The organism is Micromonospora sp. CB01531 (genome assembly GCF_001905095.1).
GTDB lineage: Bacteria > Actinomycetota > Actinomycetes > Mycobacteriales > Micromonosporaceae > Micromonospora.
Genome location: NZ_LWLS01000069.1, coordinates 121,442 through 141,712, shown reverse-complemented (window position 1 = coordinate 141,712; position 20,271 = coordinate 121,442). Strand labels below are relative to the sequence as shown.

At 70.1% G+C, this 20,271-nt stretch carries 17 protein-coding genes; 7 read left to right on the top strand and 10 right to left on the bottom strand.

Translation table 11 applies throughout. The features are described from left to right. Window positions 1–15: 15 nt before the first annotated feature. Together A6A27_RS18340 and A6A27_RS18335 are read left to right on the top strand one after the other, a co-directional pair. Window positions 16–1,002, top strand: coding sequence for a hypothetical protein (locus tag A6A27_RS18340; RefSeq protein WP_073835833.1), 987 nt, complete (start codon window positions 16–18; stop codon window positions 1,000–1,002). 86 nt (window positions 1,003–1,088) lie between these two features. Then, entirely contained in the window at window positions 1,089–1,733 is a 645-nt protein-coding gene (locus tag A6A27_RS18335; RefSeq protein WP_073835832.1) for a helix-turn-helix transcriptional regulator, read from the top strand. Between the two features lie 22 nt (window positions 1,734–1,755). Here A6A27_RS18335 and A6A27_RS18330 read toward each other — a convergent pair whose 3' ends face one another. Both A6A27_RS18330 and folE read right to left on the bottom strand, forming a co-directional pair. Continuing rightward, window positions 1,756–3,009 carry an NAD(P)/FAD-dependent oxidoreductase gene (locus A6A27_RS18330; RefSeq protein ID WP_073835831.1) on the bottom strand — a complete coding sequence of 418 codons (1,254 nt, stop codon included), beginning with the start codon at window positions 3,007–3,009 and terminating at the stop codon, window positions 1,756–1,758. Between the two features lie 17 nt (window positions 3,010–3,026). Beyond that, entirely contained in the window at window positions 3,027–3,620 is a 594-nt protein-coding gene (gene folE, locus A6A27_RS18325; protein ID WP_073835830.1) for a GTP cyclohydrolase I FolE, read from the bottom strand. Between the two features lie 750 nt (window positions 3,621–4,370). Between folE and A6A27_RS18315 the strand changes: the two genes are divergently transcribed. Next, the gene (locus A6A27_RS18315; protein WP_073835828.1) at window positions 4,371–4,883 is read left to right on the top strand and encodes a winged helix-turn-helix domain-containing protein; all 513 of its coding nucleotides are present in this window, start codon (window positions 4,371–4,373) and stop codon (window positions 4,881–4,883) included. A gap of 102 nt (window positions 4,884–4,985) precedes the next feature. Here A6A27_RS18315 and A6A27_RS18310 read toward each other — a convergent pair whose 3' ends face one another. Then, window positions 4,986–9,365, bottom strand: coding sequence for a S8 family serine peptidase (locus A6A27_RS18310; RefSeq protein WP_241825321.1), 4,380 nt, complete (start codon window positions 9,363–9,365; stop codon window positions 4,986–4,988). Between the two features lie 317 nt (window positions 9,366–9,682). On the opposite strand from A6A27_RS18310, the gene A6A27_RS18305 reads away from it, so the two are divergent. Then, a complete protein-coding gene (locus A6A27_RS18305) occupies window positions 9,683–10,243 on the top strand; it encodes a winged helix-turn-helix domain-containing protein (RefSeq protein WP_241825320.1) in 561 nt (186 codons plus the stop codon). A gap of 7 nt (window positions 10,244–10,250) precedes the next feature. Here A6A27_RS18305 and A6A27_RS18300 read toward each other — a convergent pair whose 3' ends face one another. Continuing rightward, a complete protein-coding gene (locus tag A6A27_RS18300) occupies window positions 10,251–10,997 on the bottom strand; it encodes a hypothetical protein (protein ID WP_073835826.1) in 747 nt (248 codons plus the stop codon). A 130-nt stretch (window positions 10,998–11,127) separates the two neighbouring features. On the opposite strand from A6A27_RS18300, the gene A6A27_RS18295 reads away from it, so the two are divergent. The 3 genes from A6A27_RS18295 to A6A27_RS18285 all read left to right on the top strand — a co-directional run bounded on the left by A6A27_RS18295 (window position 11,128) and on the right by A6A27_RS18285 (window position 13,412). Next, complete coding sequence (locus A6A27_RS18295; RefSeq protein WP_073835825.1) at window positions 11,128–11,388, top strand: hypothetical protein; 261 nt, start codon at window positions 11,128–11,130, stop codon at window positions 11,386–11,388. Between the two features lie 123 nt (window positions 11,389–11,511). Further along, complete coding sequence (locus tag A6A27_RS18290) at window positions 11,512–11,976, top strand: hypothetical protein (RefSeq protein ID WP_073835824.1); 465 nt, start codon at window positions 11,512–11,514, stop codon at window positions 11,974–11,976. 23 nt (window positions 11,977–11,999) lie between these two features. Further along, window positions 12,000–13,412: an acyl-CoA synthetase gene (locus tag A6A27_RS18285; RefSeq protein ID WP_073835823.1), complete on the top strand. Its 1,413-nt coding sequence runs from the start codon at window positions 12,000–12,002 to the stop codon at window positions 13,410–13,412. Between the two features lie 201 nt (window positions 13,413–13,613). Here the strand turns inward: A6A27_RS18285 and A6A27_RS18280 are convergent, their stop codons facing one another. From A6A27_RS18280 to A6A27_RS18255, 6 genes are all read right to left on the bottom strand, one after another. Further along, on the bottom strand, window positions 13,614–14,228 hold the full coding sequence (locus A6A27_RS18280) for a TetR/AcrR family transcriptional regulator (protein WP_073835822.1): 615 nt from the start codon (window positions 14,226–14,228) through the stop codon (window positions 13,614–13,616). Between the two features lie 2 nt (window positions 14,229–14,230). Next, the gene (locus A6A27_RS18275; RefSeq protein ID WP_083672674.1) at window positions 14,231–15,772 is read right to left on the bottom strand and encodes an MFS transporter; all 1,542 of its coding nucleotides are present in this window, start codon (window positions 15,770–15,772) and stop codon (window positions 14,231–14,233) included. A gap of 258 nt (window positions 15,773–16,030) precedes the next feature. After that, window positions 16,031–17,284: a formamidase gene (gene fmdA, locus A6A27_RS18270; RefSeq protein WP_073835821.1), complete on the bottom strand. Its 1,254-nt coding sequence runs from the start codon at window positions 17,282–17,284 to the stop codon at window positions 16,031–16,033. A 48-nt stretch (window positions 17,285–17,332) separates the two neighbouring features. Beyond that, a complete protein-coding gene (locus tag A6A27_RS18265; RefSeq protein ID WP_073835820.1) occupies window positions 17,333–17,614 on the bottom strand; it encodes a zinc ribbon domain-containing protein in 282 nt (93 codons plus the stop codon). Window positions 17,615–17,791: 177 nt separating this feature from the next. Beyond that, window positions 17,792–18,295: a hypothetical protein gene (locus A6A27_RS18260; protein WP_073835819.1), complete on the bottom strand. Its 504-nt coding sequence runs from the start codon at window positions 18,293–18,295 to the stop codon at window positions 17,792–17,794. Next, window positions 18,285–20,093 carry a RyR domain-containing protein gene (locus A6A27_RS18255; protein WP_073835818.1) on the bottom strand — a complete coding sequence of 603 codons (1,809 nt, stop codon included), beginning with the start codon at window positions 20,091–20,093 and terminating at the stop codon, window positions 18,285–18,287. Before A6A27_RS18255 ends, A6A27_RS18260 begins: the two co-directional genes overlap by 11 nt. Between the last annotated feature and the right edge of the window lie 178 nt (window positions 20,094–20,271).

Here is a 20,271-nt window from a genome sequence, read left to right as displayed (position 1 = left end):
AAATGGGGAGGGCGGATGCCACGACGAGAGAGGGTCTGGCTGGCTGCCGCGGCCCTCGGCTGGATCGCCGTCAACGGAGCCGTGCTGCTCCTCGCGCCCAACCAAGCGCCCTTCGACTGGCCGGCGCAGCATGACCCGCCGTCCGGGTCCGGCCAGGTAATCGCCGCTCAGTTCACCCTGGTCGAACTGCTGCTGCTGGGCGTCGTCGGGTATGCACTCACCCGCCGGCGGTCGGACCCGGCGATCGCCGAGCGGATCCCCCCGGGCCCCACCGCCCACCGCGAAATCTGGCTGCTCATCGCGTACGGCGTCCTCGCGCAGATCGGCGGCCTGCTCCTCGGCCGGGCAGTCGGCTGGCATCCGATCGGCTTCCACCTTGCCGGCACGCTGGTCGGCACCACCGACCCGATCCGTCCGGCCGAGGCAATCGGCTGGGCCACGTACAACGGCCTGACCTACGCGCTGCTGCCGTACCTGTGGCTCCGCCGGCGGTACACCACCCACCAACTCTGCCTCCGCTCGGCGGACCGCCGCGGAGACGTGGTGCTCATCCTGGTCGTGCTGGTTCTCGAGTCGCTGGCCCAGTGGGCGGTGCTCGGCCACGCGTTCGCCGGGCTGACTGCCGGGCAGATCGCGGTCGGCGCACCGTTGACCTTCCTGCTCTACCTGGCCGGCACCGTCCTGCCCACCGTCATCTTCGTGCAGGGCCTCCTCGTACCCCGGTACGCACGTCTCACCGGCTCCACGACCGGCACGCTGGTCCTCGGCGGTCTGACCTACGCGGCCCTGCACGTGTTCGAGGGTTGGGGGCGGTACGGATCGCCGCACGAGTTCGTGCTGACGATCCTGTTCGTGCTGCTCATCTACGCCCTGCCCGGTGCATTCAAGACCTGGCTGACGGTACGGACCGGCAACGCGTGGGTGCATGCCTGGGCGTATCACGCCGTCGCGCCGCACACCCTGCACGACACCGGGCTGGTGGTCCGGATCTTCCGCCTGTGAAGGCGACGCGACAGCGCCCTGACCTTGGAGGTGGATGTGCAGACAGAGCCAATTTCGACAACATCTGTTGGTGATAAACTCTCGGTATGGCGACGGCCCCCTGGCAGGCGGTGACTGTCCTCACCGACCAGGTACGACGGGCTCTGTACGACTACGTCCGGAGCCAGGACCACCCGGTGACCCGGGACGAGGCCGCCGAGGCGCAGGGGATCTCGCGCAACCTGGCGGCGTTCCACCTCGACAAGCTCGTCGACGCCGGGCTGCTGCACGCGCGGTACGAGGCTCCGGCCGACCAGCCGCGTGGCCGTGGTCGGACACCGAAGGTGTACGAGGCGGCGCCGGGCTCCATTGCCCTGACCATCCCGGAGCGCCGCTACGAGCTGATCGGCGAGATCCTGGCCGAGGCCGTCGCCGAGAATCCGACGGATGCCCGGTCGGCCGCTCTCCGCGTGGCGGCGCAGCGGGGCGCGGAGATCGGTCGCCAGGTCGGCCGCGGCCGGCCGGTCGCCGCCGTCCTGGCCGATCTGGGCTTCGAGCCGGCCGGCGAGCAGGAGCTGATCCGACTGCGGAACTGCCCCTTCCACGCCCTCGCCGCCCGGCAGACCGAGCTGGTGTGCGGCCTGAACGAGGCCTTCATCGCCGGGCTGCTCAGCGGGCTCGGCCGGGCGGATCTGCGCGCGCGGCTGGCCCCCGCGCCCGACGCCTGCTGCGTGCAGGTCCGCCCGGCCTGAGGCGTCGCACCGGCTCCTGCCGTCAGGACAGCAGGTCGCCCAGCGGCACCTGCGGGTCGGCGAGCCGGTCCAGGTCGACGGCCCGGCCCCGGTGGCCCGCCCGCACCAACGCCTGGATCTGGTCGGTCACGTCCCAGACGTTGGCGTTCATCCCGGCCAGCACCCTGCCGTCAGAGACCCAGAACGCCAGGAACTCCGGCGCCCGGCCGCCCACCACGGCCGGGTCGCCACGGAACACCACCCGGTCGTAGCCGCGCGGGTCCACCCACCCCGAGTACTCCATGCCTAGGTCGTACTGGTCGGAGAAGAAGTACGGCAACCTGTCGTACTCGACCTGCTGGCCCAGCATGGACCGGGCCGCGGCGGGGCCGCCGTTGAGCGCGTTCGCCCAGTGCTCCACCCGCAGCTGCCGGTCGAGCAGCGGGTGGTGGGCGTTGGCCACGTCGCCGGCGGCGTAGATGTGGGGGTCGGAGGTACGCAGCCGGGCGTCGGTGACGATCCCGTTGTCCACCTTCAGGCCGGCCGCCTCGGCCAGTTTCGTGTCGGGTTGGATGCCCACGCCGACGACGACGGTGTCGGCGGGCAGTTCGGTGCCGTCGGTCAGCAGCACCGAGGAGACCCGCCCCGCGCCGCGCATCTCCTGGACTCCGACGCCGAAGTGGAAGGTGACGTCGTGGCCGCGGTGCAGGTCGGCGAAGACCCGGGCGACCTCGTTACCGAGCACCCGCTGCAACGGCAGGTCGGCGGTCTCCACCACCGTGACGGCGGCGCCGTACTGGCGGGCGGCGGCGGCGACCTCCAGGCCGATCCAGCCGGCACCGATGACCACGACGCGGGCGCCGCCGACGAGGGCTGTGCTGATCTCGGCGGAGTCGTCCAGCGTGCGCAGGTACCGCACGCCGTCCAGGTCGGCGCCGGGGACGTCCAGTCGGCGGGGCGTGGAGCCGGTGGTCAGCAGCAGTTTGTCGTATCCGAGCCGTTCGCCGGTGTCGAGCACGACCTGGCGGAGGTCGCGGTCGACGGCGGTGACCCTGGTCGCCGTCCGCAGCTCGACGTCGTTCGCGGCGTACCAGCCGGGGTCGTGCACGTACGCGTCCAGCCACCCCGTGGTCCCGAGCAGCAGGCCCTTGGACAGCGGTGGCCGCTCGTAGGGCCGTTCGGGTTCGGCGCCGAGCAGGATGACGCGGCCGGCGAAGCCCTCCTCGCGCAGGGTCTGGGCGGCCTTGGCGCCGGCGAGGCCGGCACCGACGATGACGAAGGTGTCGCTGCTTTCCATGCCGCTCTCCAGTTCGGTCAGTGGGCGCCGGTGAGGGAGAAGAACTCGCCTCTGGAGCGGGGGTCGTCTCGTAGGGCGCCGAGCAGGGTGGACGTCACGGTGGTGGCGCCGGCGGCCCGTACGCCCCGCAGGGTCACGCACAGGTGCTCGGCCTCGATGACGACGCCGACGCCCTTGGGTGCCAGTTCGAGGGCCAGCCAGTCGGCTACCTGCTTGGTCAGCCGCTCCTGCACCTGCGGGCGGTGGGCGAAGAGTTCCACCACGCGGGCGAGCTTGGACAGTCCGAGGATCCGCTCGCCGGGCAGGTAGCCGACGTGTGCGACACCGACGAAGGGCAGCAGGTGGTGTTCGCAGACCGACCGGATCGGGATGGATCGAGCCAGGACGAGTTCGTCGTAGCCCTCGTCGTTCGGAAACGTGGTCAGGTCGAACGGACGTGCGGTGAGCAGTTCGGCGTACGCCCGGGCCATTCGGCGGGGAGTGTCGCGCAGGCTCTCCGAGTCCAGGTCGATGTCGAGTGCGGCCAGGAACCGGGCGGCGGCCTGTTCGGCGGCGACCAGGTCGAGCACTGGTCGCTGGTCGACGCGGCGTTGGGCCGGTGCGATGCTCACGTCAGCCACCTCCGAGTGCGGTGTGCAGGTGCCACGCCGCAACCTCCGTCTTCACCAGGGATGGTTGCTCTTCGTCGCCATCCTGGCGCGCTTGCGCCGGAATTTCAATAGCGCTCACTGGCGAAAATCCGGCGCGGGCAGATCGTCGCCCACCAGCAGGGCCTGGGCGCGCTCGAAGGACCCCTCGGAGCGGGAGTCGGCGCGAACGACGAGCGTGCGCCGGCATCCGCTCGCGGGGTACCGGCCTCCCCCGCCCCGGGTCCGATCGGTCTCCGCGGCCACGCTCCTGAGCGACCGGAACAATCGGTATTCGAACACTCAAACCGGTATCGGCTATCACAAATGCAAGGTGCACATCGGACGTTGCCCGTTACATCGAAGTGCATTACTATACCAACGGCGTCTTGATCAACGACGCGGCGCCGAAACGCCTGAAGAGAGGCAGCACGAGCACCCGGAGTGACATCTCGGCAGCACCGGAAAACAGCATCAGGGACCACCCTGAGCGGTGGGGGGCCGGGGCCATGCACCAGGCGAGCAGCGGAGACCGGGTTCGCCATCCACCGCGAGCAGTGGCCGCCCAAAAAAAGTGACGACCACGTTTCAAAAATTGCTGTCCACAATCGACTACTGACTCGCCGATCAGCGGATACTTTACGCCAAACGGGCACTAGCACGTAAGAACGCCAATTGATTGGCGTTGCAGGAGAAACATCCCAGAACGGGTCGGGAACCGGAAGGGGTGGGGGGATGAGGGCAATCCCGAGCGAATCCTTGGTCATCGGCATCGCGTCCTCGCCGGCCGAACGCCGGCAACTCGCACAGCTGCTCGGCGGGACGGAGGCCTTTCTGATCGTCTCGACCGTCCAGCAGGCACGGGAGTTCCTCGACGCGGCCGGGGCACCCGGGACCGCCGGGACCCCACCGGCTGGCCAAACCGCGATCGTCGACGCCGTGGAGACCGGTCCGCCGCCACCACCCGAACTGATCGTCGACTCCGACCGACGGGTGCTGCGCTGGCTGGAGCGCGAGATCGATATCACGCCGCTGGAGCACGATTTCCTGGTATGCCTGGTCGGTACGCCCGGACAGGTGTGGACCTACGAGCAGCTGCACCTGAAGGTCTGGGGCAACGAGCACCTCGGCCGCGGCTCCGACATGCATTCGGTGGTGCGCCGCGTACGGCGCAAGCTCGCCTGGCTGGACGCCCGGGCGGCGATCCACGCGGTCCGTGGGGTCGGCTTCCGCCTCGCCCTGGCCTGACCGTCACACTCCACCGGCACCGAAGCTGGCTGACAACCTGCACACACTGATCCGGCCCGCCTGGTTGCGACCAGGCGGGCCGGATCAGTCACTGTTCAGTTGTCAGCACTTGGTCGGGGACAATGCGAAGTCCTCCACCCTCGGGGTGCTGCTGATCATCGTCTGACGGTTCTGGGGCTTCCAGCCGTCCTTGGCGACGATCATCTTCAACGGGTTGTGCTTGCGGTCCAACCAGTAGGCGTACTTGCCCTGGGCGTCGGTGGTGAAGGTCCAGGAGTTCGCCTTCGAGTCAACCTGGACGGTCGCACCCTGGAGCGGCGCGCTGACACCCTGGCAGTTCGTCCCGGTGACCGTACCCAGCAGCTTGCCCCAGGTACCCGGCGGCTGCGCGTTCATCGTCACCGGCACCGGCTGCACCGTGTACGGCGTGTTCTCCTTGATCCCGATCGAACCGGAGTAGGTGCCCGGCTGGTCGACGTTCGCCGTCATCCCGACGGTGACCGTGATCTTCTCGCCCGGCGCCAGCGTGGCCGACGTCTTGTCGATCGTCATCCAGCTGACGTCCGCCGGGCGCTCGGCACACTCCTCGAAGCCAGGCAGGGCCTCGCTGTCCGGTGCGGCGTTGAAGCTGCCCGAGGAGCCGCCGATCTTGTAGAAGCCGCACGCCGCGCCACCGCGGTAGCGGGCCGTGTTGGCGTTCGGCAGGTTGGACCAGGAGTTGGCACCCGGGTCGTAGGCGAAGCCGGCGTTGCTGATGGCTCCGCCCTGCACGCCACCGACGACCATGAGCTTGCCGCTGGCAACGGCGAAGGAGCTGGCCCAGGTGTCGGTCGGCGCGTCGGCGATGGCGGTCCAGGCGTTGGCGCCCGGGTCGAAGGCGTAGCCGGCCTTCTGCGCGGCGGACCCGTCGTTACCACCGGTGCAGTAGACGACGCCGTCGATCCCGCCGCAGGAGGCGAAGGCCACCGACTTCGGGTAGTTGGCCAGCGTCTCCCAGGTGTCGCTGCCCGGGTCGTACCGGACGACCGTGTTGGACATCGGGGTGCAGGAGGCGGTGGTGCAACCGCCGATCGCGTACAGCTTGCCGTCGACGACCGCCTGCCCGGCCGCGGCGCGCGGCGCGGGGTTGCTGGCCTTGCTCGTCCAGGTGTTGGCCGCCGGGTCGTACGACCAGGTGGCGCCGTCGGGCCCGGAAGCCCCCCAGCCGCCGGTCGCGATGATCTTCCCGTCCACGACGCCCACGGTCATGGCGTTACGGGCACCAGGAAGATCGGCGATCGCCGCCCAGGTCTGCGCGATCGGGTCGTAGACGTAGTTCTTCGCCGAGGACGCCGATCCGTTGCCGCCGGCGATCGAGTACACCTTGCCGTCGAGGTTGACCACCCGGTTGTCCATGACGTTCGCCGGGTAGGCCGCGATGTCCGTCCACGGGGCGGCCTGCGGGCCGTCCGCGGTGGTCACCTTGGCGTCCTTGCTGGACGCCTGCGCGGCGAACGACGTCGGAACGTTGAGCCGCTGCTCCGGCGCGCCGCTGGAGGCGAGCAGCTGCTGCTTGCTCATCGTGGATCCGTCGGCCCGAAGCAGCGAGAAGCCACCGTCCCGCTCACTGAACTGGACGTCCACCGGCGCCGCACCGGTGTTGGTCACGGTGAAGGACTTGTTGACCTTACCGGCGGGCATCTGGACCGTCCCGCTCACGTCGGACGGCTGGATGGACAGCCGGCCGGCGCCGAGTTGGAAGGTCGCCGCCGTCGCCCCGCTCTTCTGGACGTTGACGTCCTTGCTCTGGCTGACGTAGCTGCCGGCCTTCGCGGTGAACTTGTGCGACCCGGTCAACGACGAGAACATCCAGAAGAAGCCGTCCGGCAGGTCGGTGTCGTCCGGAGTCGCGGCGGTGGTGGCCTTCTCGGCCGTCCGGTCGTCGCTGGTGACGGTGGCGCCGTTGAGGTAGCTGTCGTCGTTCTTGTCCTGCACGTGGCCGAGCACCAGGCCACCGTCGATCGGCTGGCAGCTGACCTGGCTGCCGATCAGCACGTTGTCGACCTGCCACCACCAGGCCCACGAGGCGTCGTAGTAGCGGAACCGGACCCTGGCCTGCGCGTTACCGGCCGCCTGCGGGATCTTGACCTCGGTGACCAGCGGCCCCCGGGCGCTGGCCGACTGCCGGAGCACGTTGGTCCAAGTGGTGCCGCCGTCGAGGCTGAGGTCGACATCCGCCTTGTTGGTGCCCAGCTGCCGGAAGTCCTGGTTGAACCGGATCACCGGCGCCGAGACGTTGGTCAGGTCGACGACCGGGCTAACGAGCGAGCTGTCCTGCCGGTTGCCGCTGCCGTACTTGTCGCTGTCGAGCACCGCCGAGTTGCCGGCGCCGCCGGTCAGGTTGCCGCGGTTGCCGGGATCGTTGAACTGCCAGACCTGGCCGTTACCGAGACCGTCCAACTCGGACCAGCCCGAAGGCGCGGTGGTGCCGTCGAAGGTCTCGTAGACACCGTCGGAGCCGTTGCGGTAGCCGGGCGCCGTGGTGCAGGAGTTGGCGTTCACCGGCACGGCAACGTTGTGGGTGACGTTGCTCGCGCCGACGACGACGTCCTTGGTCACCGTCTGGTAGCCCGGGTACTGCGGCTCGACCTTGATGCTGTACGTCGCCCCGCTCGGGAGCTTGAAACTGTAGTGACCGTCGGCGGGGGTGGTGTAGTCGGACACACCCGACGGGCCCTCGACACTGACCTTGGCGTAGAGCGGCCAGCCCTGCCCGGAACCGTCGGCGACCGTTCCGCTGACGGTGACACTCGGCACCGCCGCCAGCGCGACGCTGGTCGTCGTGGTGGTGTCCTTGGTGACCGTCGCCGGCACCGTCTTGCTCTCATAGCCGAACGCCGACACGGCAACCTGGTAGTCGCCGGCCGGAAGCAGCGACGAGTATTTGCCGTCGCTCCCGGTGGTCAACTGGCGGCTGGCCGCGCCGGTCAGGGCCACCGCGGCACCCGCGATCGGGGCACCGCTGCCCGCGTCCGTGATCGTGCCGGCCAGGGTGCCGGTGTCGCCGATCGGGGCGGCGTTGAGCAGCGCGAGGGCGTCCAGCCGGCCCTCGCCGTACACGTTGTTGTTCGCCGCGGTGCCGCCGCACTGGGCGTCGGCCTTGTCGACCGCCGTGGTGTTCAGCAGCGCGCGGGTGGCGTTGATGTCACCGACCAGCGCCGGTGCCGCCGACCACAGCAGCGCGACCGCGCCCGCGAGGTGCGGGGAGGCCATCGAGGTGCCGTTGAAGCTGGCGTAGCTGCTGCCCGGAACGCTCGACCGGACGTTCACGCCGGGGGCCGAGATGTTCGGCTTGATCGTTCCGTTCTGCCCGGCGCCGCGGGAGGAGAAGCTGGCGATGTTGTTGTTGATGTCGTAGGCGCCGGCGGAGTAGTTGCTGGTCAGGCTGCCCGGCGAGCCACTGGTCTGGCAGCCCGGACCGTTGTTGCCGTTGGACCAGGCGCCGAAGATGCCCGACGCGGCCCAGGCGTTGGTCACGTCCTCCATGAACGGTTCGTTGGAGGGGGCCGTGGTACCCCACGAGTTGTTGATGATGTTCGGCCGCTTGCTGGCGTCCGGGTTCTGACCGTTGAGGTCCCGGGGCTGGAGCATCCACTGGCCGGAGGTGATCAGCGCGGCGTCGCTGGGGCAGCAGCCGTTCGCGGCGATCCACTTGACCTCGGGGGCGACGCCGATCTGGTTCGCGCCGTCGGTGCCGGCCATGGTGCCCATGGTGTGCGTGCCGTGGCCGTTGCTGTCGCAGGGCGCGGCGGCGCAAGTTCCGGCGGCGTTGAACCAGTTGTAGTTGTGGTCGAACGTGCCGTCGCCGTTGTTGCCGCGGTAGCTGTTCACCAGGGCGGGGTGGTCGAACTGGACGCCGGTGTCGATGTTCGCCACCGTGATGCCCGCGCCCTTGACGCCGTACTGGGACCAGACATCGTCGGCGTTGATGTTGGCGATGCCCCACTCGAGGGCGTTGACGGTCTTCTCGTTGGTGCCCTTGGTGACCTCGGGAACCTTGTACTCCACCGGGGCGTACAGGCCGTCGACCTCGGCGTGGGCGGCGAAGTTCTGTGCCATCGAGGACGAGCCGCCGGTGACCTTGATGGCGTTGGTCGCCCAGAAGGTCTGGTACTTCACACCCGAGCTGTCGAGCTCAGCCTTGATTTTGGCCTGGCTCTCGGCAGCGGTCTTCTGCAGCGCCTCCGCGACCGCGGTGCCCCGCTTGGCCCAGTCCGTGATTCCGGTGGCCTTGCTGAAGTCCGCCTTGGCCTTGAAGTGGATCCAGAAGTCGCCCTCGGTCTTGCCCTGCAGCTGCTTCGCCAGGTCCGGGCGGATCTTGTCAGAGGCGGAGGCTGCTCCCGTTCCGGTCTGTGCCGCCTGCGCACCTGAACCGGTGGCCAATCCTGTTGCGACGAGGGCGATCGCCGCGCCGGCGCTCACCAGACATCTGGCGATGCGCATCCTGTGTGGACGTCTTAGCATTGGTGCTGCCTCCTCCAGAGACGACCCGCAGTTGATCGAGTCATGGCGAAGGGTGCGGGAGACTCCCGTTTGGATCACACCCGGAATCGACGAACTCCCCATGCCCCCTCAGGGCACCGCGCGGGTCACGCCGGCTGCCCACGGTGGACACTATGATCTAGAGGAAAGCGCGATCAAGAACGCTACGTAAGCAACTTCTCACTAACGGTTGCCTGGTTGTCGGCAAGATTGACAATTACTGTCAGGGCCATAGTGACGTTGGGCAGATTTTGCCCACCGTTCGAGGTGGGGTAGCCGTGGCCGAGGACGAGGACGAGGAAAGCAGAGTGTCGGACCGATCCGAGCCGGCCGAGGAACTGTTCCCGCTGTTGATCGCGGTGACGCCCTCGCCGGCCGAGCGGCTCCGGCTCGCCGAACGCCTCGACGGCGTCGCGCCGCTGCTGCTGGTCGCCGACCTCGACGAGCTGCGCCGGCTGATCGCGGCGCCGCAGCGGCTTGCCAAGGCAGCGTCCACGCCGCCACCCACCGCCGCGTCCGGCGGAGCTGACGACATCCTGCTGATCGACTCGGCCCGCTCCACCGCCTGCTGGCGGGACCGCGAGATCAGCCTCACCCGCCTCGAGCACGACCTGCTGGCCTGCCTGACCACCGAGCCGATCCGGACCTGGAGCTACCCCGAGCTGCACCGATCGGTCTGGCGTGACGAAGGACGGGAGCGCAAGGCCGACGTGCAGTCCCTGGTGAAGCGGCTACGGCGCAAGCTCACCGAGCTCGGCACCGGCGTCACCATCGTCGCGGTACGCGGTGTCGGGTTCCGGCTGGCCGGCCACCAGCAACCGGGGACTCCCGACGCGTGACGCCCGGTCAGGCCCACCTGCCCTCGAAGAGCGGGGCGACCGGGCGGTCCCGGCGGCTGATCCGCAGGTCTCCGAAGACCGTGCTCCGCTCCGCCCGGTCGACCTCCGCGTCCAGGTCGACCCGCAACTCCTGCGAGGCGTCGTGGGCGGCGCCGATGAGCACGAGCTCTGTCCCGGGGTGGTCGAGGAAGCCGGGCGGGTCGAGCGGAGCGAAACGGCGACCGTGGAACTTCTGCTGCAGCGCGGCGGGCAGCTTGACCTTGCGCGACCGGCCGAGACCGACCCCGGGCGGGGAAGGCGCCTGTGGGTTCTTGACCGTGACGATGTAACTCGCCTCGGGCTCGATGCTCAGCTCGTGCTGCGCCTCGCCGGGCCGAATCGGCAGTTCCAGCTCGTACGCCAGGTGCGTGTGGTCGTCGTGCCGGGCGATCACGTACGCGCCCTCCGCCACGGGCCGCGCTGGCGGCTGCCGGCGCCGGTCGCGGGTCCTCGTCCGGTACGCCCGCGCCTGCACCGCCTCGTGCAGCTGCTCGGGCCGATCCACGACCTCGTCGACGAACGCCCAGAAGCGGTCGTGCTCGTCGATGTCGGGCAGGCGTTTGCGGCCGACGATCAGCAGCCGCAGGTGCCTCCCGTGCCACGGGTGCAACACCACCAGCAGCCGCTGCACCTCTTCCAGGGAGTCGACGTGCTCCTGCTCCACGCGGGGGCGGTAGAGGAAGTAGATGTCGCCGTCCTCCAGCAGCTCCGCCATCCGCCCCGCGTACCCGCAGCGGCCGGTCCCGAACGACGCCCGCGGCCCGGATCGTGCCCAAGGCCGCCCGTTTGCTCGCGTACACCACGGGCAATCGGGCGAGGAACGCCGTCACGGGGAGGAGCAGTCAATGAAGATCCACGACCCGTCCAGCCAGGCGATGCAGAAGGACTACGACGTCACCGACATCGAGCGCCTGATGGGCAAGAAGGACTGGAAGAACTACGACGACGTGATCAACTGGCTGAAAAAGGAAGGTGACGAGGACCGACGGTTCACCCCGGGCGAGGTGCAGCACATGATCGACGACTTCGCCCGGGCGCGGGACAAGAAGATGGACTTCGTCCGCGATCCCGAGCAGCTCTACCAGAACCTCAAGAGCAGCCGGTAGCGACACCGGTCGGGCCTCGGCCCACGTCGACGGCACCCGGGTCTCTGAGCGGCCCGGGTACGTCGCATGCATGCCCGTGTACCGGGGCACACGCGGAGGGCGGCCGGGCGGTACCGTCAGGCGATGACGGACATGGTGAGTGGCGCCCCGCAGTCGATCCACGCGGAACGGCCCGCCGGCACGCGTGCCATCCTGGCGCTCCACGGTCTGCTCGCGGCCGGCTACCTGCTCGGCGCCGGCATCACCGCACTCGTCGCGGCTGTCCGAAGCGGACACTACGAGGGGCTGCTCAGCCCGGGACTGGATCAGTTCGACGACCCGAAGGTCTACCTCCCGCCGGTCGGTCCCGATTCCCTGTGGAATCCGTTGACCTGGATCTTCAGCTTGACACACCTCATAGCGATCTTCATCCGACCGCTCGCGGCGGTCGCGGGGCTCCTCGGGCTGCTGCACCTGCTCCGTGCTGGCGTGCGTGGTCATCGACGTGCCGCCGGCTGGCTCGCGGTCGGCACGGCCGTCTCCTTCGCGCTGCTCGCCATCAGCCTGACCCCGTACGGCAGCCAGATGCAGGCCTGGCTCCTGGACTGAGACCACCTGAGGGGAGCCACGAGGTGCTGCTACCGGCCTTGTCCGGGGCGTTCGGTGACGACGCCGAGGCGATCCGGGTCGGGGACCAGCGGGCGTCGCGGGAGGAACTGCTCGCCGCCGCTACCGCCCTTGCCGACCGCATCGCCGGTAGCGACGCGGTGGCGATCTGGGCGACCGCCAGCATGGAAACCGTGGTGGCCGTGGTCGCCGGCCTGCTCGCCGGCGTGCCCGTCGTACCGGTACCACCGGATTCCGGCCCGGCCGAGCGGGACCACGTGCTACGTGACTCTGCCGCCTCGCTGCTGCTCGTCCCCCCGGCCGTCGAGGACGGCGCGGCGCTGGCGGAGGTACGGGTTCCCGTCGTCGCCGTCGACCTGGACGCCCGCTCGAGCAGCAGCTATCCCGGGCCGGCGCCGGAGAGTCCCGCGCTGATCCTCTACACCTCCGGCACCACGGGAGCGCCGAAGGGAGCGGTGATCCCCCGGCAGGCGATCGCCGCCGACCTGGACGCCTTGGCCGACGCCTGGTCGTGGACACCCGAGGATCGGCTGGTGCACGGTCTGCCCCTGTTCCACGTACACGGCCTCGCGCTCGGGGTGCTGGGTGCGCTGCGGGTCGGGTCCCGGCTGGCCCACACCGGCCGTCCCACGCCGGACGCGTACGCCGCCGCCGGCGGCACCCTGTACTTCGGCGTGCCGACCGTGTGGTCGCGGGTCTGCGCCGATCCGTCCGCCGCCCGGGCCCTGTCGTCGGCTCGGCTGCTGGTCTCCGGCAGCGCACCGCTGCCGCTGCCCGTCTTCGCGCGGCTCGCCGAGCTCACCGGCCAGCCGGCGGTCGAGCGGTACGGGATGACCGAGACGCTGATCACGGTCAGCGGACGCGCGGACGGTGCGCGCCGGCCCGGCTTCGTCGGCACGCCACTGGCCGGAGTCGAGACCCGGTTGGTCGGCGAGGACGGCGGCCCGGTGGCGCCCGACGGGGAGTCCCCCGGCGAACTCCAGGTGCGTGGGCCGATGATGTTCCGCGGGTACCTCAACCGGCCGGAGGCCGACCGGGAGTCGTTCACCTCGGACGGCTGGTTCCGCACCGGCGACATCGCCACAGTCGACGCCGACGGGTGGCACCGGATCATGGGCCGCGCGTCCATCGACATGATCAAGAGTGGTGGGTACCGGATCGGGGCGGGCGAGGTGGAGGACGCGCTGCTCGCCCACCCCGCGGTCCGGGAGGCGGCCGTGGTCGGCGCGCCCCATCCCGACCTCGGGCAGCAGGTGGTCGCCTACGTGGTCGCCGACGCGGCGAGCGAGGCGCAGCTCATCGAGTTCGTGGCCGGCCGGATCGCCGCGCACAAACGCCCGCGGCAGATCCATCTGATGGAACAGCTACCGCGCAACGCGATGGGCAAGGTGCAGAAGAAGCTGCTCGCCGGCGGTTAGGCCCGCGAATCCGCAATTCCGCAGGCTCCGGCGGGCATGTGCTGGGTACCGCTCACGCACGCCAGCGTGGCGTCCGCGCCACCCGAAGCCGGGTAGAACCATGCGTCTGTGGCGAACGTGGGTGGGCCACGAGATTCAGTTGCGGCCTGACTCCGCCGCTCGACGTCTGCGGTCCGCGCGTTAGAAGAGTTCCGCGGACGTCTACCGGGTTGCCTCGGGGCCGCGATCGCTGGCGTGTGGGTCGGGCTGCAGGTGCCGCCAGAGTTCCTGGTCGAGGGTGAGCCGGTTGAGTTGGGCTTCCAGTTGGCGGGCGTCGGACACGCCGCCGCCCCACAGCGGGGCGGTGCTCGCCCCGTCGGCGGCCGCGATGACCAGGGACAGTACGTGTTCGGGCAGGCCGTCGGCACGTAGTTGCTCGTTCCATCGGCGGGCGTCGGCGCGGGCGAGGTCGGCGATCTCGGGCAGGCTGTTGAGCTGGGTCACGAGGGCGATGCTCTCGCGGAGTGCGGTCTCGTCGGGCGGGGAGGCCAGGCAGGCCCTGATGTAGGCGCGGGTGAGTCTGCCGGGGGCTTGGTCGGTGGGGTCGGCGGCGGCCGACACCTCGGCCCGGAATGTCTCGAGCAGGTCGTGGGCGAGGGCGTGCACGAGGGCGTCCTTGGTCGGGAAGTGGTAGAGCAACCCGCCCTTGGACACCCCCGCCTCGCGGGCGATCTCGTCCAGACTGACGGAGGCCCCGCGGGTGCGGATGGCCGCGCCAGCTGCGTCAAGCAGCGCCCGGCGGGTCTCCTCCGGCGTGCGCCCAGCCTTGCGCGCCATGCTCAATCCCCTCCCGGCGTGCTCATGGTGCCCACCGTGTCGTCCTTCTTACCGAACGGGATCGTGCGCCAGGCGACGAGGGCCGCCACTGCGGTGATCACGGCGGCGATCACCGAGGTGGTCTGCATGGCCTCGATGAACGCCTCTCGTACGGCTCTCGCGAGGTCGGACGCCGGGTCGAGCATGGCCAGCGCGGAGGCCGCCGACTCCTCGACCGCGGGGCGGGCGGCGTCGGGCACGTCCAGGCTGGTCCGGTAGCGCAGGGCCATCACGGAGCCTAGGACCGCGATGCCGAGCACAACGCCGAGTTCGTATGCGGTCTCGGCGATGGCCGATGCCGCGCCGGCCCGGTGCCGCGGGACCGCCGAGACGACCGCGTCGACGGTCAGCGTCATCGCCAGTCCCACGCCCAGCCCGATCGGCAGCAGAGCCAGCGCCAGCCAAAGGTAGTGATCCGCGTCCTCTGCCGCAGCGACCAGGAGCAGCCCGATCGCGGCGACGAGCAGCCCGGCGGCCACTGCGCGGCCAACGCCCAGCCGGGCCACGGTCCGGCCGATCACCCCGATGACCAGGGTCATGGCGATCGCCATGGGCATCTCCGCCAACCCGGCCTGGAGCGGGTCGAAGCCGCGTACCAGCTGGAGGTACTGGGAGAAGAAGAACAACAGGCCGGTGAGCGCGAAGATTGCGATGACGTTGGCCAGCACCGCGCCGCTGAACGCGGGGTTGCGGAACAAGGTCACGTCGATCACCGGCGTCCTGGCCCGGCGCTGCTGCAGGACGAACAGGACACCCGCAGCGAGGCCGACCAGCACGGACAACACGGTCCACGCGTCGATGCCACGGTCGACCGCGTGCTTCATCGCGTAGACCAGCGGCGTGATCGCCGCGACCGACAACCCAGCCGACAGGAGATCGAAGCGCCCGGGGGCTGGATCGCGCGACTCCGGCAGCAGCACGGCCCCAGCGACCAGGAACACGGCCACGACCGGCACGTTGACCAGGAACACCGAGCCCCACCAGATGTGGTCCAGCAGCGCACCGCCGACCAGCGGGCCCAGCGCCAGGCCGCCGCCCGAGCCGGCCCCCCAGATCGCGATCGCCCTCGTCCGCTCGCGTGCGGCGGGGAACAAGTCCCGGATGATCGACAGCGTCGAGGGCATGATCGCAGCACCGGCCACGCCCAGCAGCAGACGGGCGCCGATCAGCATCTCCGCGCTGGTGGAGAATGCCGCCAACACCGAGGCCACGCCGAACGCCGCGCTACCCGTGAGCAGCACCTTCTTACGGCCGATGCGGTCGGCGAGCGTCCCGGCGGTGACCAGCAGCCCCGCTAGGGCCAGCGAGTACACGTCACCGATCCACAGGATCTGGGTCGCCGTGGGTGCGAGGTCGCGGGTGAGTGACGGCACTGCCAGGTAGAGCACCGTGCCGTCGATCGCCAGCAGCAGGACCGAGCCCACCAGCACCACCAGCGCGGCCCACCGGCGTCGACCCGGCAGCCTTCCTGGGACGCGCACGGTCACCACACCGTTCATCACCATGCCGAAACTGTACCGTCCGGACGGTACAGTTTTCCAAGTCGGTGACCTGCCTCACCACCTAGATCTACGTGATGGCGCACGAACGTTGCGATTGCTACACCCGGCCGGGACCGGCTACCCCGGTCGATCCCGACCGTTGTCCAAGCAACATGACCAGGCCGGCCGGCTCGACCGGTTGAGGTGGTGGCCAGGCAGCCAGCCAGACGATGAGGCCGTGGGCGATCCTGGACAGGCCGAGTGGTGCGTTCCCGCTCGCGCCTAGAAGGTTGCCTTCGGCGCGCCCCGGCCTGCATCGATCCTGGCCGGTCCGCCGGCCGACGGCCGTACGTCGAAGTCGAAGATCTCGGTCGGGAGGTAGACGGTGGCGCAGGAGTTCGGAATGTCCACCACCCCGGAGAACCGTCCCTCGATGGGCGCGGCGCCGAGAAGCAGGTAGGCCTGCTCCGACGTATAACCGAATGTGGTCAGGTAGTCGATGGCATGGAGGCAGGCGCGCTGGAACGCCAGCTGGGAGTCGAGGTAGCGCTGTTCCCCGTCCAGCGTCACGGAGATGCCGGAGAAGGCCAGCCACTGGCAGTACTGCGGGTTGGTGTTTCCCGGCAGGAAGATGACGTTCTCCGAGACGCCGTAGGTGCTCATGCCGCCCTTGATGAGGTCGACGTGCAGGTCGATGAAGCCGCCCATTTCGATGGCGCCGCAGAAGGTGATCTCCCCGTCGCCCTGGGAGAAATGGAGGTCGCCGACGGACAGGTTGGCACCTGGCACGTAGACCGGATAGAAGACCCGGGAACCCTTGGTGAGGTTCTTGATGTCCTGGTTCCCGCCATTTTCCCGAGGCGGCGCCGTACGCGCCGCTTCCGCCGCCACCCGGTCGAAGTCGGCGCCGGTGAGCGTCCCGAGGATCGCGTCCCGCGGCTCGGGCGGCAGCGACAGGGGCGGCACCCGGTCGGGGTCGGTGGCCCGCAGCGCCCCTTCCCGCTCGTTCCACTTCGCTAGCAGCTTCGCGGAGGGGGCGGTGCCCATCAGCCCGGGGTGGATCATCCCGGTGAACGCGACTCCCGGGATGTGCCGCGACGTCGCCTTCTGCCCGGTGAAGTCCCAGATCGCCTTGTACGCGTCAGGGAACTGGTCGGTGAGGAAGCCTCCGCCGTTGCGCTTGGGGAAGATGCCGGTGTATCCCCAGCCCTGGCCGGCGAGGGGGCCCGAGTCCTCCTGCGGGATGGGGCCGACGTCGAGGATGTCGACCACGAGCAGGTCGCCGGGCTCGGCGCCCTGCACCGCGAACGGCCCACTGAGGGCGTGGACCTTCGACAGGGGCGCGTCCCGCACGTCCACCGCCGAGTCGTCGTTGTGGATGGCGCCGTCGAACCACTCGCGGCAGTGCACGCGGAACGATTGGCCGGGCCGGACGGTGACCGCGGGCGGGATGTCAGGGTGCCATCTGTTGTGGCCGACCTTATCCTGGTCGGTGAAACTCCTGGTCGAGTCCAGGGGGAACAACAGTTCGGGCATAGCCGCTTTCCCTTCAGCATGTGCCGTCCGCGCGGTTCGGGCCCGCTCTCACGGCCGCGGGAGGCGAGCCTGGCGGGGGTTGACCGGGCGCCGGGTCGCCTGCTGCCCGCCAGGAATCGCCGACACCACGTCCGGCTTCTCCGCACTCCGCTCCGCCCGGTCGATGGCTGCGGTCAACCGGCGTGGCGTGCGGACGAGCAGCGGCGCGGAGAAAACTCTGACGCCGTCGCTGCCGCACACGGAACAGGGGACCCGGGCAGCGGCCTCGCCGATCGGGAACGACGCCGCGAAGTCGCCGTGCCGGGAACATCGGTACGTGTAGGTCGCCACCCCGCCTCCCCTCGGCTGAGACACGTCCCGCCCCGGGAGGGCCGGTGGTCGCGTGACCGTGGTGCCAAGCATCAGACGCGGACCGCCCGCCGCGCAGGCCAATGCCGGAACTTGTGAACGCTGGGGCAACAGTCCTGCTCCGTGGCACGGCACCGGCAGCCCGCAGGCGCCGACCCGTCAATCCAGCCGAGCGGCGCCGTCGGGCCAGAGGATCGTGGTGGGGATGCCGTGCGCCAGCGCCCAGTCGATCGTCCGGTCCGTCGACGCCGCGTGGCAGCCGGGTTCGCCGTCCCACACCGCCACGAGTCGCTGCACCCGTCGCACCAGTTCCCGGTTGGCCGCCACGTAGGCGGCGGTGCCTGAGCGGTCGTACCCGGTGTGGATGACCTCGACCGCCCGGGCCAGCAGTTCGTCGAAGGCGGCCCGGTTCGCGGGGTCGATCACGGCGGTCCGGTAGTCCCGAGCCGGCAGAATCACCTCGTACGTGCCGCCGGTGGCCAGAATCGTGCGTGCGAAGACCTGATCGGCGCCGGCCGCCAGGCAGGTGACGCCGTGCACCGGCCGGTCACTGATCCGGCGTAGCTCGACGCGGAGCGCGTCGGCGACGAGACCCTCGGTGGCGCGGGTCAGGTTGATGTGCCCGGTGATGCCGACGCGCACCGGTACGGAATCAGCGGACATTCCCCGGTCCCCTCCGCTGTGCGGGCACCGCGGGTGCCAGCCGGATCAGCTCGAACCCGTTGTCGGACAGCACGTCGGGCAGCGCCCGGATCTCCTCGCGGTTCTGCTCCTGGACCTCGGGAGTCAGCTCGTCCCACGGTCGCAGCGCCGGGTGCCGCCGCCGGGCGTCGTCGCGGGGTTCGCCGTATGTCCAGCCTTCTCCTCGTCGTTCCCGGCACCACCGTTCGTGCTCGAGGCGGGCGAGTTCCTCGATCCGGTCGTCGATGGCCAGCCCGGCGGCGGAGGCGTCGCCGGTGCTGCCGTGCCGGGGTGCCACGACGCAGCCGAGGTTCAACAGCTTGGCGGCGATGTCCTGGACGTGGGCCCGGTTGGCTCGCCGCAGTGACTCGGGCAGTCGTGACCAGTCCACCATCGCCGGCGCGTCGCCGGTGCGTACGCCGGCGCGCTGCTGGGCTTGCAGGTAGCGGTCGTGGATCAGCCGGGCCAGCCGTTCGGTGAGGTCCTCGGCGATCAGTCGGGCGTCGCAGGCGCGGGTCAGCACCGGGTAGAGGCGGAGCTTGCCGTGCACCTCGTCGAGGAGGTCGTGGCGGGAGTCGCCGTGGAAGGCGGCGGCGAGCGCGGCCTGCCGATAGACCGGTACGAAGACGGAACTCTCCGCGCCCTGCCAGAGGGCGGGCGTGTCCAGCACGAACTGCAGGCCGCTGGTCTCCTCCGGCGCGCAGATGTAGATGCGGTCGTAGTGGTCGCGTTCGAGCTGGTCGAGCTCGACGAGGCGGTCAAGGTCCAGGTTGTACGCGGCGAGCTGGCAGACGCTGGTCAGGAACGGGTAGCGGGACGCCGCGAGGGCCAGTTCGATGCTGGCGTCCGGGGCGACGAGGTCCACTCGCAGGGGTGTGACGAGGTGACCGGGAGGGGTGTCGGCGCGGCAGGCTCCCCAGTGCCGGGCGGTTTCCACCAGGAGGGCTCGGCGGAATGCGCCGGTGCCGGCGATGAGGACCCTGGCCGGTCGGCCGGTCGCGGGTGGCAGTGGGTGGTAGCGGTGCAGTGCGCGGGCGGCGACGTCGTCGACGTGGAAGTAGTCCAGTCGTAATCGGCTGGATCCGGCGGCACCGAGTCGTCGGGCCTGCAGGGACAGGCACATCTCGGGGTCGTGGACCTGCACGTAGACCCGAGGTGGTTGCCGCCGGTCCTGGACGAGTCGGCTGGCGGTGTTGGCGATCGCGTGGTTGCGGTCGGCGTCGTCGGTGCAGGCGTAGATGGTGTGGGCCAGGGGCAGCCCCGCGCCGCGCAGCACTTCCGGGCTGGTCGGGTCGCCGACGACGCCGAGATAGCGGCGCCGGCGGTATTCCAGCGGTCCGAAGGGTTCGGAGCGCACCACGACAACGCGTTCGCCGTCGGCGAAGAGCCGGTCGGCGAGCATGTGGGCGAACTGGGAGTCGCCGCAGACCAGTACGTGATCGCGGGCTCGTCGGGCGCGCAGGCGGCGGATCTCGGCGGCCAGCAGCAGCCGGCCGGTCTCGGCCACGGCGAGGAGGGTGAACAGCGGGGCGGCGAACCGGGCGACCTGCAGCTGCCACGGGTAGGGGCCGGCGTTCTGGAAGGGCTCGGCGCTGAGGACGAAGAGCTGCAGGTCGTAGTAGAGCACGTCGTACGGGTCGTGGGCGGTCTCCGGCCGTATCGCGAGCAGGCGCTCGAAGCCGATGTAGCCGAGGACGAGGGCGGCCAGCCCGATGATTCCGAACACGATGCGCAGCCACCATCCGGCCGGGCGGGAGAAGCCGGCGACGGGGTCCGTCATCGAGCGGCGCTCTGGTTGGTGGGACGGTGGTGGCAGGGTCCGGCGAGGCGGGGACGCCGGTAGGGGCGGCGCGGCCACGGGGTTGCGACCATGAGCGCCATGCTATTTGACGGAGTCGATTGGGGCCGCGCTCGACGCACCTGCGCATTTCGCAGGTGGACCCGACCCGGTGGGCGGT

What these genes read in the sequence shown, in the direction of transcription:
- A6A27_RS18340 (WP_073835833.1), top strand. Translation starts at nt 16, where the DNA reads ATGCCACGACGAGAGAGGGTCTGGCTGGCTGCCGCGGCCCTCGGCTGG.
- A6A27_RS18335 (WP_073835832.1), top strand. Translation starts at nt 1,089, where the DNA reads ATGGCGACGGCCCCCTGGCAGGCGGTGACTGTCCTCACCGACCAGGTA.
- A6A27_RS18330 (WP_073835831.1), bottom strand. Translation starts at nt 3,009, where the DNA reads ATGGAAAGCAGCGACACCTTCGTCATCGTCGGTGCCGGCCTCGCCGGC.
- A6A27_RS18315 (WP_073835828.1), top strand. Translation starts at nt 4,371, where the DNA reads ATGAGGGCAATCCCGAGCGAATCCTTGGTCATCGGCATCGCGTCCTCG.
- A6A27_RS18310 (WP_241825321.1), bottom strand. Translation starts at nt 9,365, where the DNA reads ATGCGCATCGCCAGATGTCTGGTGAGCGCCGGCGCGGCGATCGCCCTC.
- A6A27_RS18300 (WP_073835826.1), bottom strand. Translation starts at nt 10,997, where the DNA reads ATGGCGGAGCTGCTGGAGGACGGCGACATCTACTTCCTCTACCGCCCC.
- A6A27_RS18295 (WP_073835825.1), top strand. Translation starts at nt 11,128, where the DNA reads ATGAAGATCCACGACCCGTCCAGCCAGGCGATGCAGAAGGACTACGAC.
- A6A27_RS18290 (WP_073835824.1), top strand. Translation starts at nt 11,512, where the DNA reads ATGACGGACATGGTGAGTGGCGCCCCGCAGTCGATCCACGCGGAACGG.
- A6A27_RS18280 (WP_073835822.1), bottom strand. Translation starts at nt 14,228, where the DNA reads ATGGCGCGCAAGGCTGGGCGCACGCCGGAGGAGACCCGCCGGGCGCTG.
- A6A27_RS18275 (WP_083672674.1), bottom strand. Translation starts at nt 15,772, where the DNA reads ATGGTGATGAACGGTGTGGTGACCGTGCGCGTCCCAGGAAGGCTGCCG.
- fmdA (WP_073835821.1), bottom strand. Translation starts at nt 17,284, where the DNA reads ATGCCCGAACTGTTGTTCCCCCTGGACTCGACCAGGAGTTTCACCGAC.
- A6A27_RS18260 (WP_073835819.1), bottom strand. Translation starts at nt 18,295, where the DNA reads ATGTCCGCTGATTCCGTACCGGTGCGCGTCGGCATCACCGGGCACATC.
- A6A27_RS18255 (WP_073835818.1), bottom strand. Translation starts at nt 20,093, where the DNA reads ATGACGGACCCCGTCGCCGGCTTCTCCCGCCCGGCCGGATGGTGGCTG.